The sequence below is a fragment of the Bifidobacterium aerophilum genome (assembly GCF_010667685.1).
GTDB classification, from domain to species: Bacteria; Actinomycetota; Actinomycetes; order Actinomycetales; family Bifidobacteriaceae; genus Bifidobacterium; species Bifidobacterium aerophilum.
The window spans coordinates 98,412-117,036 of the sequence record NZ_WHZW01000010.1; the positions used below are offsets into that span (position 1 = coordinate 98,412).

Genomic DNA, 18,625 nt, shown 5'->3' on the forward strand with positions numbered 1-18,625 from the left:
GGTTCACGAAGTAACCGCTTACCCTCCCTACCGTGGCAAATGCGCGTGCCACAGTAGCGGTTTTCCGTCGATTTTCCTCTACCGTGGCACAAAAGAAGCATGACGGCCCAGTGAATCCCTTCACGGACTCATCCCGACATTCCCAAGAAACTCTCAGGATTCTCGGATGTTGCGTCATGAAACGGGTGGTTATATGTAGTCAACGGCCGAAAGGCCCGATAACTGAAACTTCTTCCTTCTTCTCCTTTCTTCTCCTGTGAAAGCCCGGCCCAATCGCCGGGCTTTTTGGGTTGTGCGCGCGGGAGCCGCCTTGTTGCGGCGCCGCACTCCACGTCGTCCGGGCGACGAATCACAATGGACGGGCTGCAAACCGGCACGCTCTCGCCGGCAGAACAACGAACAGCACAATCAGAAGGAATCAGCCCGTATGACATCGCACCTCGCCGAAGCAGGACGCACCATCATCCCACGCAAGAACGATCGGTACGGTTTGCTCAATCCGGCGCTGGTCGTGCTCACATTCGTCGCCGGACTGGTGGATGCCCTGAGCTATCTGGCGCTCGGACACGTGTTCGTGGCGAACGTTACCGGCAACATCGTGTTCCTCGGGTTCGCGTTCGCGCACGCGCAGGGCTTCGTATGGTGGACGTCGGCGCTGACGCTGGCCGCGTTCATGGTCGGCGCGCTGATCGGCGGGCGCATCATCCGTCGTTTCGGCGCGAACCGTGCCAAACATCTGCTCGTGTCTACATGCGTGCAGCTGGCGTTCGTGATCGCCGCACTGGTTGGTATCTGGCTGCTCAACCGGTTCTCGCCCGAACCGACGATCGGCGGGATCGGCGGAGGCACGGCGGCTTCCGCAACGTCGTCATCGGCAGTCGCATCTGCGGCAGCGAGCGCACAGGCCTCGCAGCCGAGCCTGAATTTTCCGACGGCGAGCCATATCGATCTGCATATCATCACGCTGATCGTGCTGCTCGCACCGGCCATGGGCATACAGAATTCGACCGCGCGCAAACTGTCCGTTCCGGACCTGCCGACGACCGTGCTGACGATGACGCTGACCGGCATTGTGGCGGACACGTCGGCGCACGGCCACGAACAGTCGAAGCTGGGCCGTCGCGCCGTGGTGATGTGCGCGCTGGCGCTCGGCGCGCTGACCGGCGCGATGCTGCAGACGCGCGGCTACGAGGACGTGATTCTGATGGTGATGATCGCATGCCTGCTGCTGGTGATCGCGATGATGCTGCCGCACATTCACTCCGACGCCCGATGGGTCGCTGGTGAACGCTGATCGTCGTATCGTTGAGTACGACGACAACATGTGAACCCAATATGTACAACCCATATCGGCAAAGGAGCGAATATGAAGACCCAGGAAATAGGCCAGTCCGGCATGATCGCGTCACGCGTGGCGCTTGGCGTCATGCGCATCGACGCGCTTGACCAGGATGCGGCGACGCGCACGATCGCGGCCGCGGCCGAATCCGGCATCGACTATTTCGACACAGCCGACATTTACGGCTTCCATGCACACGCGCTGCATGCGAGCTCGCGCCGGTTCGGCAAGGCGTGGAAGGACGCGGGTCTTGACCGCGACAAGATCTTCATCCAGACCAAGTTCGGCATCGACTACCGTTTCGATGACGGCGGCGCGCATGGCTACGACTTCACCGCCAGGCATCTGCTGGATGCTCTCGACGCGGAACTTGAGGCCCTGCAGACCGATTACGTGGATGCCGTGCTGCTGCACCGCATCGATACGCTGTTCGAACTGGACGAGGTCGCCGAGGCGTTCGACAAGCTGGAAGCGAGCGGCAAGGTGCGTCACTTCGGCGTGAGCAACATGGGCCCGTGGCAGATCGAACTGCTGCAAAGCGGCCTGAAGCAGAAGCTGGAGATCAACCAGCTGCAGTTCGGACTCATGCATACGCAGATGCTCGACGCGGAGATCCATTTCAACGTGGACGACGATCCAGGCGCGGACCGCACGGGCGGCATCCTGCCGTACTCGCGGCTCAAGCACATGACGATCCAGGCGTGGTGCCCGTTCCAGTCCGGCACGGAATACGGCCCGTTCGTCGGCAACGAGCATTTCCCAGAACTCAACGCCGAACTCGACCGGCTGGCCGCCAAGTACGATTCGACGCCGAACGGCATCGCCGTGTCGTGGATCCTGCGTCACCCGGCAGGCATCCAGCCGCTGATCGGTTCGATGCGCCCCGAGCGCATACGTCAGATGGCCGCCGGCGCCGACGTGGAACTGGAGCGCCGCGACTGGTGGTCGCTGTATCAGGCCGCCGGCAATAAGCTGGTCTGATCGGCAGCCGACGGAGCTACAGCAACCGGCCATGCCTTATGAATACGGGGTGATGTTTCACATGAAACATCACCCCGTTTCGTCGTCGGTCAGTACCGCGCCGTCACGCGCCGCGCTTGGCGAGCTCGTCGCGGATCTCCTTGAGCAATGCGACCGTCTGCTCCTCGGGCGTCGGCTCGGGATCGGACTGAGCCGCCTCCGCCGCGGCCTTGTCCTCGGCTTCCTTGAGCTTGGCCTTGACGAGCAGCGCGTCGGACATGTCGCGGAACTTGTTGATCGGCACGAGGATGAAGAAATACACCGCCACGGCGATGATGAAGAAGTTGAGCACCGCTCCCAGCACCGCGCCGATCGAAACGGTGGCGCCGTTGAAGGTGAAGGCGAGCAGACCGTCCATGTTCGGCTTGCCGAAGATCATGGCGATCAGCGGGTTGATCAGGCTGTTCACGATCGCGTTGACCACCGCGGTCACCGCACTGCCCATGACCACGCCGACGGCCATGTCGATCATGTTGCCGCGGGAAATGAATTTCTTGAATCCGTCGATCATACGTATCTCCTTGCCTGCGTCGTGCGCATCGCCGCGCTGCTGCCATCGTACGCCTGTACCGGCACCATCACACGCAAGGCATGACGCAAGGAGACCGCACCGGCCGACAGCCGGTCACCGCGGTCATCTGACTGCCGCGGTCACCGCAACCACTCGACTGCAGCGGTCACTTGACTACTGCGCCCGCTCGGCCTCGACAACGTCTGACGGTGACGCGAACGGGAAACTGTCCGCGTACGTGACCTTCCACCGCGCAATGCATCGTTCGATGCGCTTGTATCCGATGATCTCCGGTCCCAGACCGGCCTCGCGGAACATCTTCACCGGGGATTCGCCGCGCGAATACCGCTCCATGCACTCTCGCTGGAAGTCCTCCGCGTATTCGATGCGATTCGCCGTCGCCGAGCGCACTGCCGGCAATCCGTTGAGGTACGTCACCTGACCGTCATCGAACAGCACTTTTTTGATAGCCATCGTTCCCCGTTCCAATCCACACTCGTCGCCGCGAGTGGCCCACTTGCTTAACGTTCGCACGCCAAGGTTACGCTAACCTTCACGCATACGCTACAAGATAAGCCCCCCCCCCGGGATGTATTTTTGCCGTGATTTTACTCGTAAAATGCTACGAAACGGCTTCAAACCGGGCATTGAGGCATCGATGACGCACATCGCACCGCACACCATTTTCCCCCTGACAACGTTGACAGAGTGAGACGCGAGCCAAATCTTGGAAAAACCCTGTACATCACCGGCCTCGAACCCTACAATGAAGCCGTCTTACTGATGACTGAACCAAGGGAGATCCATGTTCACCAACGAGTACATCAATCGCGTCTATGCCCAGGTCGAGAAACGAGACGGCGATCAGCCCGAGTTCCTGCAGGCGGTGCGCGAAGTGTTCGAAACCCTCGAACCCGTGATCGAGAAGCACCCCGAGTATGAGAAGGCGGGCGTGCTCGAGCGCATCGTCGAACCGGAGCGCGTGGTCAAGTTCCGCGTCGCCTGGACCGACGACGAGGGCAAGGTGCAGGTCAACCGCGGCTACCGCATCCAGTTCAACTCCGCGATCGGCCCGTACAAGGGCGGCCTGCGCTTCCACCCGACCGTCAACGAGGGCGTCATCAAGTTCCTCGGCTTCGAGCAGATCCTCAAGAACTCGCTGACCACGCTGCCGATGGGCGGCGGCAAGGGCGGCTCCGACTTCGATCCGAAGGGCAAGTCCGATGCCGAGGTCATGCGTTTCTGTCAGGCCTTCATGACCGAACTATGCCGTCACATCGGCCAGTTCACCGACGTTCCGGCCGGCGACATCAACGTGGGCGGCCGTGAGATCGGCTACCTGTTCGGACAGTACAAGCGCATCCGCGACGAGTACTCCGGCGTCCTGACCGGCAAGGGTCTCGAATTCGGCGGCTCGCTCGCCCGCACCGAGGCGACCGGCTACGGCGTCTGCTACTACACGCAGGAGGCCCTGCGCGTGCTGAAGAACGACTCGTTCGAAGGCAAGACCGTCGTGATCTCCGGTTCCGGCAACGTGGCGATCTACGCCGCGCAGAAGGCCGAACAGCTGGGCGCGAAGGTCGTGACCGTGTCCGATTCCAACGGCTATGTCTACGATCCGAACGGCATCGACGTCGCCGTCGTCAAGCAGATCAAGGAAGTCGAGCGCGGCCGCATCAAGGAGTACGCCGAGCGCGTGCCGTCCGCCGAGTACCACGAGGGCTGCTCCGGCGTGTGGACCGTGCCATGTGACATCGCGCTGCCGTGCGCCACGCAGAACGAGATCAACGAGGAGTCCGCGAAGGCGCTCGTGACCGGCGGCTGCAAGGTCGTGTGCGAGGGCGCGAACATGCCGTCCACCCCGGAGGCCATCGCCGTGTACCAGGAGAACGGCCTGCTGTACGGCCCGGCCAAGGCCGCGAACGCGGGCGGTGTGGCCGTTTCCGGCCTTGAGATGAGCCAGAACAGCTACCGTCTGAGCTGGACCTTCGAAGAGGTCGACGCCAAGCTCAAGAACATCATGGAGACCATCGTGGCCGAGTCGCTGGCCGCCGCCAAGGAGTACGGCCACGAGGGCGATCTGATGCTGGGTGCGAACGCGGCCGGCTTCGTCAAGGTCGCCAACGCGATGGTCGCGCAGGGCGTGCTGTAAGCCAGTGCCGTAAGCCGTCATCTCAGACGACGCAATCAAATGGCCGTAACCGAGTCCACGTCGCACCGTTCGGACCCGATTACGGCCGTTTTTCATGCCCGAAACGGCCGTAGTTGAGTCCGCATCACCCCGTCCTGACTCGCTCACGGCCGTTTCACATGCCCAAAAAGACCGTAAGTCACCAGATACGACGAGTTCCCGTTGACTTACGGTCGATTTCGCGGTTTGAAACGACCGTAACTCAACGGGAACTCATCACATCAGAACCCCCGGAACAGTGGGAAAGGGGACCAGCCCCGGCCGCTACCGGCGGCGGGAGCGACGGAACAGGACCAGCGCGATGCCGGCGACCGCCAGCACGACGACGGCGATCACGACGCCCAGCACCGCGGAACCGGTGGACGGCAGCGTATCGGCCTTGTTCGCACCGTTCGCGTCAGCCGAGTCCTGGCCGGTACCCTGACCGGCACCCGGCGTGGTCGGCGTGCCAGGAACCGGCTCGCCCGGCTTGGTGTAGTTCGCGTCGTACGCGAACGGCCAGGAGCCGTCCGGCACGGTCCACAGGCCGGCGCCGTCGCCGAAGCCGAGCTTGGCGATGAGCTGCGCGCGCACGGCGGCGACCTCGTCGGCGGACGGGTTCTCCATCGTGCCGAGCACGATGTTCTTGTAGTCGGCCGGGTCCAACAACGTGCCGTCGGCCGCGTGGCTGGCGATCTCACGGAACCGCACGTCGGCGTGGTACGTCACGTCGACGGACTTGCCGTTCTTGTCCTTGCCGGTCCACACGTTCCAGCGGGTCGCGGGCACCTGGTCGGGCATGGTGCTGTCGAGGTAGGTCACCGCGGAGGAGACGTCGGCGTACTTCGGGTCCTTGGTCGAAGCGTCCCACGACTCGAGGTAGCTGCTGCCGTCGGCGTTGCGGTGGGTGGTGGTGGCGATGACCGTCTGCCACGGGCGGCCGAGCGAGGCGTGCGCCTTGCCGCCGTATTCGGGCGACACGGTCAGGTCGCAGCGGTCGAACACGAGTCCGACGCCGGCCTTGCCGGTGTTCGCCGCGGTGAAATAGCCGTTGTTCTTGCCGGGGAACGCGGCCATGTGCAGCTGCGTGCCGGTGAAGTACGCGTTCGCGTCGCCGAACACGAAGTCGACGGTGCCCTCGACGTAGCCGCCGTCCACGTACACGCGGTTGCCGGTTCCCTGCACGTACAGCGTGTCCTGACGGCCGATGACGCGGCTGTTCTTGAGGTACACCTTGTCGGCCTTGGTGTTGAGCGCGACGGCCGGGGTCTGCTCGCCGGCGGCGGTGTGGTCGGTGACGTTGTAGTCGTTCTGGAACGTGATGCCGTAGGCAGCGAAGCCGGTCGCACCGGCGGCGATCGTCACGGTCGCGCACTTGTCGGTGCCGAGATCGTGGTCGTCCTGCGGCACGAAGACGCCGTTCGCGTCGAACGTGTTGGAGGAGTAGTACGACGCGCGGATCGTGACGGCGCGCTTCGCTGTGACGTCGGCGTTGGCGAAGGTGACGCCCGGCTTGGTGACGGTAACCTTCTCGCGATAGTCGCCGGGGGCGATCTTGAGCACGAGACGGTTCGTTTCGGACGAATCGTTCGCGTCGAGCGCGGCCTGGATGGTCGGATACTGTTCGTTCGGACCGACGGTGACGACGTGGCTGGTGGCGGCCGGGCGGTCGCTGGCGTAGTCGATGACGATGCCGGTCAGGTACAGGCTGCCGGTGCCGGCGACGGCGATCGGCACGTACCTCACGGAATCGGTGGCGACGACGGTGCCGGTGCCCGTGGAGATGGCGTTGCCGTCGAGGCTGAGCGTGGCGCCGTAGGCCTGGCCCTGCACGGTGATCGTCGCGCCGCCTTCGGCCTTGGCAACCGGGACGTACAGGATGGTGCCGGAGTTCACCTGGGTGTCGCTGCCGCCGGTGGCCGCGGTACGCGGGGCGAACTTGGCGCCGGCCGCGCGGGCGTCGATGGCGATGCCGTCATACGTGCCGGTGTTGCCCTGCAGGCTGGGGCGGTCCTTGCCGTTTTCGGTGAAGTCCCAGGTCTTGTCGGCCGCGGCGACGTCGGTCGGCGTGCCCGGGAACACGACTTCGGGCTGGTTCGCGGCGACGGTGAGGCCGTTGACGTAGGTGGTCGCGGTGACGGTGATGTCGACGGTACCGTCAGCTTCGGTGGCGGGCAGGGTGACGACGTTGCCGTCGACCGTGCCTGCGGACGCGCTGATGGACGCGGTGCCGCCGGACAGGCTCAACGTGATCGTGGTGCCGTCGGCGCTGACCGGGACCGGCACGGTGATGACGGTGCCGGGGTTGATCTGCACGTCGTTGGTGCGCGGGGCGAACTTGGCGCCGGTAGCGGTGGCGTCGATGGTCAGATCCTGGAATTCGGCCTTCGTATTCTGCACGGTGCCGAGCGCGGCGAGGTCGGCATTGGTGCTCGGGTCGAGAGTCCAGGTGCGGCTGGACGCGGCGTCCTTCGTCGTGGCGGACTGATCGGCCGTCGTGGTCGTTGCGTTCGCGGTCGTCTCGTTCGTTGACTGCGTCACGGATTGCTCAGCCGTGGCCGGAGCGGCCGGTTCGGTGGCCGACGCGATGCCGACGGTGCCGAACAGGAGTCCGGCGGCCAGTACCGCGCTGGTGATGGCATGCTTGCCCATGGTCTTTTCCTTCGCGTGTATGCCATGTCGTAGGTATGCGGGCATGACGGTTATATGTGAACAGCTTGCGGCCCCGACAGGCAGTGATATGACGCCCCGTTCGAGCCCGCAGCGGGCATACTTTCCCCAGCCCACGAACCTAGACACTCTCATCCCGCGACGCAATGCCCCGTCGCATTGCCCCTAACTGGCCCCTGTTTCGAAAAGCACGACGCTCGTTCATGCAGCCGCATGGCGGATCGGCGGAAGATACGTCGAGCGTGACGCCTTCATCGATCGCACGACATGGATCAGCAGGCCGCCCGCAACGGTCACGGCCGCGACGACGGCGAACACATACGACCTGACGTCGGATGAGGAAGCGGCGGCAACGGATCCGCCGTCATCCTCCCGTATGCCGGATACCAGCAGCCGGTGCGTGTTGACGCCGTACGGGGTGCAGGTCATCAGCGTGACGCGGTCCTCGCCCGGCGTGACGGCAAGCTGCGTGGTATCGTCCGGATCGATCACGGCGATGCGGTCGACCCGATACCGCAACGTCTTGCCCAATACGTCGATGAAGAACTCGTCCCCCTCGCGCATTTCGTCCAGCCGGGTGAACATGGCGGCCTTGATGAGCCCGCGGTGCCCGGTCAATACGGCATGCGTGGAGGCACCCCCGACCGGCAGCGACGAGCCTTGCAGATGCCCTATCCCGGAGGTCAGCGCGGTGGCCGACGTGCCGTGGTAGATCGGCAGGTCGACGGAGATTTTCGGGATGCGAATGGTGCCCATCACGCCGTTGCCCGTATTCAGCAACCCGTCGTATTCGTCGTTGGATGACGACGATGCGGAATCGCCGGACGCCAATGCGACTGCGGCGGTACCGTTCACGGACCCGTCCGCCACCGCGGTTTCCAGCAGCGATTGCGGAGCCTTGGCAAGACGACGGTTGTAGTCGCGCGCCGCGGCGAGCGCACGGTCGACCCGTCCCGCGGGCCACCCGGCCACGACGTCCTCGCTGTTTTCCGCCACCGTCGCCAAATCCCGGGCCGTGCGGTACTGGGCGAGTATCGGGAATCCGAGGGAGAACGCCGCGATGACGGCGAGGATGATCGTGGCGACCCGTACGGCCAACGCACGGCGACGACGTTGGCGGAGGCGCGCGGCCATGCCGTCAGCATCGATGATGTCATCGAAGGCCATCGCGGACATCCTTTCATACGTTCGTGCGATGCGATGTCACGTTGCGGCGCGGTCGCAACGCCAGCGGTAAAAACGACAAGAGCGTTGTCCGGTCTCCCGAAGGAAGGCAGGACAACGCTATTGCTCTATCGGCTACCTATCGGCGCGGATCACCGCACGTAGGCGTCCTTGCGGGAACGCACGCGAAGCACGACGATGCCGGCGAGCGCCAGCACGCCGATCACGCTCAGCACGGCCCCGCCGATGGAACCGGTGAGCGGCAGCTGCGAGATCGCCTTGACGTTCTTCACGGTCACGGCGGTGTTGTCGTCGTTCGCGGCGACCAGGCCGAGGCTGTCGGCGGTCGAGGCGAACGTGACCGTGCCGTCGGCGGCGATCGTCACGTCGAACTTCGGCTTGAACTGGTTGGAGTAGCCGTCGGCCGGGGTGACCTCTTCGATGGTGTAGGTGCCCGCGCCGAGGCCGTTGAACGTCACCACGCCGTTCTTGCCGTCCACGGTCGCGGAGGTCACGGTGTAGTCGGTCGCGTTCGTGGCGAACGACCAGCCGGCCGGGTTCCAGCTGTCGACCTTGCCGAACTTGAGGTAGCACTGCTTGACGCCGTTGCCGGTCACGCATCCGTCGTCGCCGGCCTTGCGGATCGCGAACGCGGCGCCGTTCAGGCCGTCCGCATCGGCGTCCACGCCGACCTTCTGGAAGGTGATGGCGGCGGTGCGCAGCGTGTTCGCCTCGCCTTCGACCCACGTGGCCTGGTCGAGGCTCACGGACGGGGTGTTGGTGAACGTGGAGGGGAACACGTTGGAGTCGATGTCGGCGCCGACGTTCGCGGAGTAGGTGACGCCGAGGTTGGCGATGCTGCCGTCGAGTCCGATCAGTTTGATGACCGTCGTGATGCCGGACTTGTAGTCGCCGGTCTGCGAGGCGAGGACGTAGTCCGAGCTGCGCGCCAGCGTCGTTTCGCCGCTGTCGTATTTGCCGTTGCCGTTGGCGTCGTTGAATACGCGGTAGCCGATTTCGCCGTTCGGCACCTTTACGCCGGCGGAGGTGACGATCTTCAGGTACACGTCGCCGGTGAGTCCGTCCAGCTGCTCGGTGGTCGTGTAGGTCGGGGAGCTTCCGTACGACACCGTGGGCGCGGCGTCGCGGCTGGACGTGGTGACCGGCTTGTTGAGGGTGACCTGCTGCTTGGAGTTGACCGTGCCGCTGGCGTCGATACCGGTCTGCGTGCCGTCGGTCGTCGTGACCGGGATCGTCGTGAACGTGGTGCCATCGGCGGTGACCGGCGTGGCGACGATCGCCGACGTGCCGGCGGTCACGGTCGACTGCGAGCCGGTGGTGTCGGTGATCAGGTACCAGCCCTGCGCCACGGTGAGCTGCACGGTCGAACCGTTGCCTTCGACCGACGGCTGGCCGTCATAGTGGCCGGCCAGGGACTTGCTGAGCTCGTCCGCGAACGTGCGCAGCTTGGTCTGGTCGAACGTGGCGACCGCGGCGGCGGGATTGTTGGCGTACTGGTCGGACAGCGCGCCGCCGTTCGCGGTCTGCGCGGCCTCGCGGACCGTGTCGTCGTATCCGCCGACGATCAGGCCCGAACGCCAGCCTTTCGCGGTGTTGACGTCGATGGACGTGAGCGCGCCGTCCGTGACCTGCGGGTTGTCGAGCGTAGCGAACAGGTACGCGGTGTACGTGTGACCCGTCTGCGTGTTGTTGATGGTGATGGCCGGATCGGTTTCGGCTGCCTGCGCGGATACCGCGCCGACGGCCAGTCCGCCCAGCAGCGTCGCCGAGGCCGCAAGTCCGGCGACGATCTTCCTGATCTTCATTGATTGTTCCTTTCCTTGGTTGTGGCGTACGCCACGGTGTTCAAGGCCTTTCCGGACAGGCAGAGGCGATGTATGTGGTATGGCAAAGGCCGGGGCATCCCGAAGTGGAATGCTCCGGCCTTTGAGAACGGTTCAGCGGATGACGTTACTTCTCGACCGTGAAGCCCTGACCCTCGGCGTAGTCGATGAGGGACTTCTGGAAGTCCTCCATGGACTTGGAGAGCTTCTCCTCCTTGCGGTACGCCTTGCCGGCGTAGTCGCCGAAGGTGTTCTGCACCTGGCTCCAGAAGGGCAGGAACTCGAAGTCGCCGACTTCCTGCTCGGCCGCCTGGGCGAGCACCTCGGTGTACTTCTGGCCGCCGAAGTACTTGTTCAGGTCGTCGGTGCCGTTGAGGTAGTAGTCGGACTTGAAGGACTCGGAATCTGCCGGGAAGGCGCCGGAGGAGACGCGGTTCTTGATGCCTTCCTTGCTGTGGCAGACGTACTCCATGAACTTGAAGGCGGCGTCGGCGTTCTTGGTGCCCTTGATGAGGGTCAGCGAGGAGCCGCCGTTGAAGGAGTTGACGTTCTCGCCTTCATTCCACTGCGGCACGGTGGCCACACGGAAGTTGCCGGAGGCCTGGGCGGCGCCGGAGAGCAGGTTGCCCGGCATCCACGCGCCGGTGACGAGCGAGGCGATGGTGCCGTCGCCGAGGCCCTTGTTCCATTCGTCGGACCAGCTGGTGACCTTGGTGTTGATGAGGTCCTCGTCGATCATGCGCTGCCAGTATTCGACGGCCTTCTTGGTGCCTTCGTCGTTGACGAGGTCGATGGAGACCTTGTCGCCGTCGACCTTGAACGGGGCGCCGCCGGCCTGCGCGATAAGCGACATGAACACGGTGGACTGGTTGTTGTCGCCGGCGTCGGAGGTGATGTAGTAGTCGTCGCCGAGGGCGCGGATCTTCTTGGCGTCCTGGTAGTACTCCTCCCACGTCTTCGGGGCCTCGGTGATGCCGGCCTTGTCGAAGACGGCCTTGTTGTAGAACAGCGCGTTCGGGCCGGAATCGACCGGCAGGCCGTAGACCTTGCCGTTGACCTGCACGCCCTTCCAGATGCCGGCAGGATAGTCGGCGTCGAAGCCGGAAGTCTTGTCGGTGAGGTCCTCAAGCGCGTCGGACAGCGCGAACTGGGCGATGGAGTGGTATTCCATCAGGGAAATGTCCGGAGCGCCCTTGCCGGCGGCGATCGCGTTGTTCAGCGAGACCTGGGTCTGGGCGGAGGTGCCGACGTTCAAGACCTTGATGGTGACGTTCGGATTCTCCTCCATGTACTTCTTGGCCGCGTCCTCGATGGTGGTGTCCCAGCTCCACACGGTGATGGTGGACTTGCCGTCGGCGGAGGTGCCCGAGTTATCGGACTTCGCCCCTGTATCACCGGACCCGCAGGCCGCCACGGATACCATCATGGCCGCGGCGCCAAGCACCGCCACGGACTTCTTGATCGAAAACGACATCATATTCTCCTTTGATGTTGACTGACGTTCCGTTGATTGCGTTGGTTATGTAGGTTGTCGGTTGCACCGACCGTCACTTGACCGAGAATCCCTGGCCTTCGGCGTAGGACTTCAGGTCCTTCTGCCATGCGGCCACGCCGTCGGACAGCTTCTGGTCGCCGGTGTACGACTTGCCGACGAAGTCACCGAACTTGCCGCGGGCGTAGACCTCGAACGGCAGGAACTGGTAGTCGGTGGACACGTTCTCGGCCGCCTGCGCGAGGACCTCGTTGTACTTCTGGCCGCCGAAGTAGTCGACGTCCTCGCCGTCGGAGTTCTTCACGGTGGTCGCGTTGATGAAGCTGTCGGACTTGAGCGACTCGGTGTCGGCCGGGAACGCGCCGCCGGCCACGCGAGTTGCCACGCCGTCGCCGTGGTTCGCGTATTCGATGAACTTGAGGGCCGCTTCCTGCTTCTTGGAGGAGGCGAGGATGGCGAGCGAGGAGCCGCCGTTCTCGGAGTTGGTGGCCGAGCCGTCCGCGGTCGGGGTCGGGGCGACGCGCCACTTGCCGGCGCCGCCGGGGGCGGAGTTGGCGAGGTTGGCCGGCATCCAGGCGCCGGTGATCAGCGAGGCGATCGTGCCGTCGGCCATGCCCTTGAACCAGTCCTCGGACCAGCCTGCGGTCTTGGTGTCCAGCAGACCCTCGTCGAGCAGCTTCTGCCAGAAGTCGTTGAATTCCTTGACCTTCTCGTCGCCGGTAAGGTTGATGGTGACGGTCTTGCCGTCCGAGGAGGTCTCGAACGGCTTCGCGCCGGCCAGCCAGGTCATCGAATCGTAGAAGCCGGCGTCACCGGTGTCGGACGTGATGTAGTAGTCGTCGCCCAGCGCGTGGATCTTCTTGGCGTCCTGATAGAACTCGTCCCACGTCTTCGGGGCCTCGGTGATGCCGGCCTTGTCGAAGATCTCCTTGTTGTAGAAGAAGGCCATCGGGCCGGAGTCCATCGGCAGCGCGTAGACCTTGCCGCCCCACTGCACGGAGGACCAGGTGCCCGGCGTGTAGAAGCTGTCGTAGCCGGAGGTCTTGTCGGTGATGTCCTGCAGGGCGCCGTCGATCGCATAGTTCGGCAGCGCGTAGTATTCGATCTGGGCCACGTCCGGTGCACCGTTGCCGGCGTTGAGCGCGTTGGTCAGTGAGGTGTAGGTCTTGTTGCCCTGACCGGAGTTGACGAGCTTGACCTTGATGTCGGGGTTGGCCTTCTCGAAGTCCTTGACCACCTGGGTCAGGGTCGTCTCCCACGCCCACACGGTGATTTCGGTGGCGCCGCCGGTGGAGCTGTCGCCGCCGCTCTGCTGCGCGTTGTTGGTGGAGGTGCCGCCGCATGCCGCGACGCTGACCAGCATGGCCGCGGCGCCCGCAACGGCGATCATCTTGTTCATTGAGCTATTCATGCTATCCGCCTCTCCTCTTCGAGGTTTGCATCACACAACACACTGTGTGACCGGTTACATGAAAGTACTATACACTGTTATGTGACCGGTTACAAATCGTGTGTCGCCGATCATCGGGATCACGGCCCGGCAAGTCGCGCGGAACATACGCACGACCGCACAATCCACAAGCCGGAACGACAGCGAACGAGACTGAGGGAAACACAAGGGAGCGGGGAGATGTCAGAACCGAATACCATGGTGTTCATGACCACGGCGCATAAGAAAGTGACCATCCGAGACGTAGCGCGCTACGCGGAGGTGTCCTACGGCACGGTATCCCGCTACCTCAACGGCAACGACCACGTCTCCAAGGAGGCGGCGGAACGCATCGGCAACGCCATCGAAACCTTGCAGTACGTGCCGAACAACGCCGCACGGTCGCTCGCACAGCAGCGCACCCAGACCGTCTGCCTGCTGCTTCAGGTCGAATCCGCCGCCACGATCATGCAGGCCAGCGTCGCCGAGGCCATGGCCGCCGCGAACCAGACGCTGGGCGACGGCGGATACCAGATGCTCACCGTCATCGCCAACTCCGACGAGGCCATCCAGCGCATCACCAAACTCATCAAGAGCGACTTCGCCGACGGCTACCTGCTGTTCTCGCTGAGCGAGGACGACTCGCTGGCCCTGGCCTGCCGGGACATCAAACGACCGGTCGTGCGCTCCGAGGCCAGCAACCGCGGCGACCTGCCCTACCCGGCGGTCGACTTCAACAACGCGGAAGGACAGCGCGACATCACGCGGTTCCTGCTCAACAAGGGCCGCTCCCGCCTCGCCTACGTGTGCGGCCCGGGATTCTCCACGTCCGCCATCAACCGACTGAACGGCTTCCGCGAGGCCATGGGCAAGTTCTACGACGACTCGCGCGTGTACTACGCCGACGACTGGGAGATCGGCAGCGGCGAGATGGCGGCCGTCACGTTCCAGCCAATCCTCGATCAGATCGACGGCATCGTGTGCGCGAACGACAGCATCGCCATCGGCGTGATCAACCAGCTCGACCGTTTCGGCTACCGCGTGCCGGATGACATCGCCGTCACCGGATTCGATGATTCGCCGCTCGCGCAGATGGCCAATCCGAAGCTCACCACCGTGCGCCAGGATTCCTATCTGCACGGAGAGACCGTGGCGAAACTGCTGCTGAACATCATGCACGGCGAGGCGGTCGAACGGCATTACGTGCAGCTGCTGCCCACCACGATCGTCGAGCGGCAGTCGGCGTAATCTTCCGTTCCCTCGTTTTTTCGTCAGGATCGGCGCGGCCTTGCGCGCGTAGTTCGGCGCGACATTGTCACACATCACGCCGGACCACTCGCGCGGGGCTGTCTCAGTACGTCATCCTTCGTAATCATGCGGCACCCTCCCGACACGCACCCGCAAATCGTAACCGGTCACACAATATCGTTATACTCAAATTGTAACCGGTCACATACAATGATGAGCGGCCGGCACGTCAACCCACGATCCATAGGGAAGGACATCTCATGTCAACCAGATTCGGCTCATTCCTGCCGACCGACACAGCCGGCAACGTCGCCCAGCTCCACGGCATCGGCGTGCAACGCTTCGGCGACACATGGTGCGCATACGGCGAAAACAAGGCGAACGGCAACCTGTTCCAAGGCGTGTGCTGCTACACCACCCAAGATTTCGTCACCTGGATGAGCCACGGCATCGTGCTCGACGTGCAGGAAGACGGTTCGGCCCTGGCCGCCGACCGCATCGGAGAGCGGCCGAAGGTGCTGCGCTGCCCGACGACCGGCAAGTACGTCATGTACATCCACGCCGAAACGCCGGACTACATGTATGCGCACATCGGAGTCGCGGTGGCCGACAATCCGCTCGGACCGTTCGCGTTCCAGACCACCATCACCTGGCGCGGCTATCTCAGCCGTGACATCGGCGTGTTCCAGGACGAGGACGGCAGCGGCTACATCATGAGCGAGGACCGCGACCACGGCACGCATATCTACCGTCTGTCCGACGACTATCTGACCATCGTCGAAGACGTCGCCTGCGAGCGCGCCAACGACTACCCGTACGGATTGGAATCGCCGACCATCGTCAAGAAGGACGGCCTGTACTACTGGTTCGGATCCAAGCTGACCGGCTGGTTCACCAACGACAACATGTACTCCACGGCCACCGACCTTCACGGCCCGTGGAGCGAGTGGCGCGCGTTCGCGCCGCTGGGCACGCAGACGTTCGATTCGCAGGTGGACATCGTGATCCCGCTCGACGACGACCCGTACCACAGCGACCGGTTCCTGTTCATCGGCGACCGCTGGTACAAGAACGATCTGGGCAATTCGCCGATCGTGCAGCTGCCGATCAGCATCGCGGACGGCACGGCGAGCATGGTCTGGAACAACTCCTATGAGGGATCCACGCATCGCGAGGTTCCCGACGACCATGAGCCGATCACCGATCCGAACGCCTACATCTGCGCACAGGACATGGACGACTAGCGCCGGACGCATTCCGCCGGTCATGGTGAAGCCCGCGATCTCGTCTGGGATCGCGGGCTTCACCATAGTTGTTGAGTTACGGCCGTTTCGGACGCAAAAAACGGCCGTAACTCAACGGTATCGGAGACCTCATGTTGAGTTACGGCCGTTCCCGGACTATTCCTTGACGGCGCCGGCGGCGAGGCCGGACTGCCAGTACTTCTGCAGGCACAGGAACGCGATGACCAGCGGGATGATCGTGATCAGCGAACCCGTGATCACCAGGTTCTGGATCGCCGTGCCGCCCGCGGTGGACGCCTGGTCCTTCCACTGGTTCAGACCGATCGTCAGCGGGTACCAGCTGTCTTCCTTGAGCATGATCAACGGCAGGAAGTAGTTGTTCCACGTCGCCACGATCGTGAACAGCGCGGTCGTGACGATGCCAGGAGCCAGCAACGGCAGGCTGATCGTCCAGAACGTGCGAAACTCGCTCGCGCCGTCCACGCGCGCCGCCTCAAGCAGTTCGGTCGGTACCGCCTGCTCGGAGAAGATCCACATCAGATACAGGCCGAACGGAGAAATCAGGCTCGGGATGATCATGGCCCACGGCGTGTTCGTCAGGTTCAGCTTGGCGAACAGCAGGAACTGCGGCACTGCCAGCGCGATGCCCGGCACGCTGATCGCGCCGATGATCACCGCGAACACGGCCTTGCGGCCCGGGAAACGGAACTTCGCCAGCGCGTAGCCGCCCATGATCGCCAGCAGCGTCGCGCCGCCCGCGCCGACCACCACGTACAACAGCGTGTTGACCAGCCAACGGCCGAAGATCCCGCCGTTATACGTGAACACGGTCACGATGTTGTCCCACAGCGCGAACGTCTTGCCGAAGCCGAGGCCGAACGTCGAGGTGAAGTCGGCCTGCGTCTTCGTCGCGTTGATCACCAGGTAGACGAACGGGAACAGGCAGTAGATCGCGAACACCGCGCAGATCACCGTCAGCGTCACGGAACGACGCGGGTTGTTCACGTTCGCGAACCCGGACTTCTCGCTCCTCTTGCGTTCGGCCGCCTCGTCGCGCGCGACGCGCTTCTGACGCTCGCGCTCGGCACGCCGGGCCGCCCTCTCCTGCTCGCGCAACGACTGCGCCGTCATGGTCGCACCGCTCATCATCCACGCTCCTTCAACGTAATCTTCATCGCCGTCATCGTCGACATCATCACTTCATCTGCTCCTTCATGCTCCGCAGCTGCACCGCGTACGCGATCGCCATCGTGATCACGGCCATCGTGATCGCCAACGCGGCCGCGTAGTTCGACTGGTTGCCGGCGAAGCTCAGGTTGTACGCGTACATGTTCGGCGTGTAGTACGTCGTGATCGCGTTGCCGGGGACCATGTTCTGCAGAATGCTCGGCTCGTTGAACAGCTGGAACGAGCCGATGATCGAGAAGATCACCGTGATCGCGAGGCTTCCGCGCAGCTCGGGCAGCTTGATCGACTTGACGATCTGCCATTCGCTCGCGCCGTCGATGCTGGCCGCCTCGTACAGCGAATGCGGGATCGTGGACAACGAGCTGTAGAAGATCAGCATGTTGTAGCCGGTGAACTCCCACGTGTTGATGTTGCCGATCGCGGCCAGCAGCACGCTCGGCTTGAGCACGTCGACGTTCGTGCCGAAGAAGTCGTTGAACGAGCCGACCAGGCCGTATTTCGCGCCGTAGACGAAGCCCCAGATCATGGTCGACACGACAGCGGGCACCGCGTACGGCAGGAACGTGGAGATGCGGAAGAACTTCGTGCCGTGCAGCTTCATGCTGTCGATCGCGAGGGCCATCGCGGCCGACAGGAACAGCATGATCGGCACCTGCACGACCGTGAACAGGGCCACGCGGCCGACCGACTGCCAGAAGTTCGCGTCATGGAAGAGCCGCGCATAGTTCGCCACGCCCACGAACACGGTGCCGCCGATCATCTTCTTCTGGAAGAAACTGATGTAGATCGCGTACACGATCGGCACGATGAACACGAAGACGAACACCGCGGCGAACGGCCACATGAATTTCCATCCACGCCAGTCCGCCTTATGCTTGTTGATCCGTGCCGTAGACGTGTGCGCCGCCGCAGTCACGTGCGTCGCGCGAACGGCACCGGCTTGCGCCTGAGCTGAAGCCATCATCCGACTCCTCTCCTTCGAAAGAGCTCTATCGCTGTTCTCTGCCGGTCACATTTGCCACAGTGTTGTTGTAACCGGTCACATGAAGTACTATACACCATCGTGTGACCGGTTACAAAATTAAATCGGCGCGCTATGTGACAAAAGGGAACACTTTTCACTCAGAAAACACCATAAACGCACCGTTACACACCGCGCACGCCGACAACCATGCCCCGAGACATACGCCAACCATCCACTGAAACATATGCCAACCATCCGCCGAGACTAGGGTGTGTTTACTCTATGGTGCTTTGGTGACATGATGGTGGTATGTGTACGCCGAGGTATGACATCACGAGGGAG

14 protein-coding genes are annotated in these 18,625 nt (G+C 63.4%); 5 read left to right on the top strand and 9 right to left on the bottom strand.

Annotation, left to right across the window (positions count from 1 at the left end; all coding sequences use genetic code 11):
- Positions 1-427 precede the first annotated feature (427 nt).
- Complete coding sequence (locus tag GFD25_RS06000) at positions 428-1,294, top strand: YoaK family protein (protein ID WP_163230923.1); 867 nt, start codon at positions 428-430, stop codon at positions 1,292-1,294.
- Positions 1,295-1,366: 72 nt separating this feature from the next.
- Entirely contained in the window at positions 1,367-2,320 is a 954-nt protein-coding gene (locus GFD25_RS06005) for an aldo/keto reductase (RefSeq protein WP_163230925.1), read from the top strand.
- Positions 2,321-2,423: 103 nt separating this feature from the next.
- Here the strand turns inward: GFD25_RS06005 and mscL are convergent, their stop codons facing one another.
- Positions 2,424-2,870 (bottom strand): large conductance mechanosensitive channel protein MscL, encoded by a 447-nt coding sequence (mscL, locus tag GFD25_RS06010; protein ID WP_163230927.1) that lies wholly within the window; start codon positions 2,868-2,870, stop codon positions 2,424-2,426.
- 174 nt (positions 2,871-3,044) lie between these two features.
- Positions 3,045-3,344, bottom strand: a complete 300-nt coding sequence (locus GFD25_RS06015) for a hypothetical protein (RefSeq protein WP_163230929.1) — start codon at positions 3,342-3,344, stop codon at positions 3,045-3,047.
- 331 nt (positions 3,345-3,675) lie between these two features.
- Between GFD25_RS06015 and gdhA the strand changes: the two genes are divergently transcribed.
- Entirely contained in the window at positions 3,676-5,022 is a 1,347-nt protein-coding gene (gene gdhA, locus GFD25_RS06020) for an NADP-specific glutamate dehydrogenase (protein ID WP_163230931.1), read from the top strand.
- Between the two features lie 303 nt (positions 5,023-5,325).
- On the opposite strand, the gene GFD25_RS06025 is transcribed toward gdhA, so the two are convergent.
- The 5 genes from GFD25_RS06025 to GFD25_RS06050 all read right to left on the bottom strand — a co-directional run bounded on the left by GFD25_RS06025 (position 5,326) and on the right by GFD25_RS06050 (position 13,621).
- Positions 5,326-7,692: a pectinesterase family protein gene (locus tag GFD25_RS06025; protein ID WP_239512430.1), complete on the bottom strand. Its 2,367-nt coding sequence runs from the start codon at positions 7,690-7,692 to the stop codon at positions 5,326-5,328.
- A 219-nt stretch (positions 7,693-7,911) separates the two neighbouring features.
- The gene (locus tag GFD25_RS06035; protein WP_239512431.1) at positions 7,912-8,877 is read right to left on the bottom strand and encodes a class C sortase; all 966 of its coding nucleotides are present in this window, start codon (positions 8,875-8,877) and stop codon (positions 7,912-7,914) included.
- 149 nt (positions 8,878-9,026) lie between these two features.
- Positions 9,027-10,700 (bottom strand): SpaA isopeptide-forming pilin-related protein, encoded by a 1,674-nt coding sequence (locus GFD25_RS06040; RefSeq protein WP_163230937.1) that lies wholly within the window; start codon positions 10,698-10,700, stop codon positions 9,027-9,029.
- 145 nt (positions 10,701-10,845) lie between these two features.
- Entirely contained in the window at positions 10,846-12,192 is a 1,347-nt protein-coding gene (locus GFD25_RS06045) for an ABC transporter substrate-binding protein (RefSeq protein WP_163230939.1), read from the bottom strand.
- Between the two features lie 73 nt (positions 12,193-12,265).
- Complete coding sequence (locus tag GFD25_RS06050; RefSeq protein ID WP_163230941.1) at positions 12,266-13,621, bottom strand: ABC transporter substrate-binding protein; 1,356 nt, start codon at positions 13,619-13,621, stop codon at positions 12,266-12,268.
- Positions 13,622-13,867: 246 nt separating this feature from the next.
- On the opposite strand from GFD25_RS06050, the gene GFD25_RS06055 reads away from it, so the two are divergent.
- Positions 13,868-14,887 carry a LacI family DNA-binding transcriptional regulator gene (locus GFD25_RS06055; protein ID WP_163230943.1) on the top strand — a complete coding sequence of 340 codons (1,020 nt, stop codon included), beginning with the start codon at positions 13,868-13,870 and terminating at the stop codon, positions 14,885-14,887.
- Between the two features lie 260 nt (positions 14,888-15,147).
- Complete coding sequence (locus GFD25_RS06060) at positions 15,148-16,131, top strand: family 43 glycosylhydrolase (protein ID WP_163230945.1); 984 nt, start codon at positions 15,148-15,150, stop codon at positions 16,129-16,131.
- 156 nt (positions 16,132-16,287) lie between these two features.
- On the opposite strand, the gene GFD25_RS06065 is transcribed toward GFD25_RS06060, so the two are convergent.
- Both GFD25_RS06065 and GFD25_RS06070 read right to left on the bottom strand, forming a co-directional pair.
- Complete coding sequence (locus GFD25_RS06065) at positions 16,288-17,280, bottom strand: carbohydrate ABC transporter permease (protein ID WP_163230947.1); 993 nt, start codon at positions 17,278-17,280, stop codon at positions 16,288-16,290.
- A 46-nt stretch (positions 17,281-17,326) separates the two neighbouring features.
- Positions 17,327-18,280 carry a carbohydrate ABC transporter permease gene (locus GFD25_RS06070; protein ID WP_204314794.1) on the bottom strand — a complete coding sequence of 318 codons (954 nt, stop codon included), beginning with the start codon at positions 18,278-18,280 and terminating at the stop codon, positions 17,327-17,329.
- Positions 18,281-18,625 lie beyond the last annotated feature (345 nt).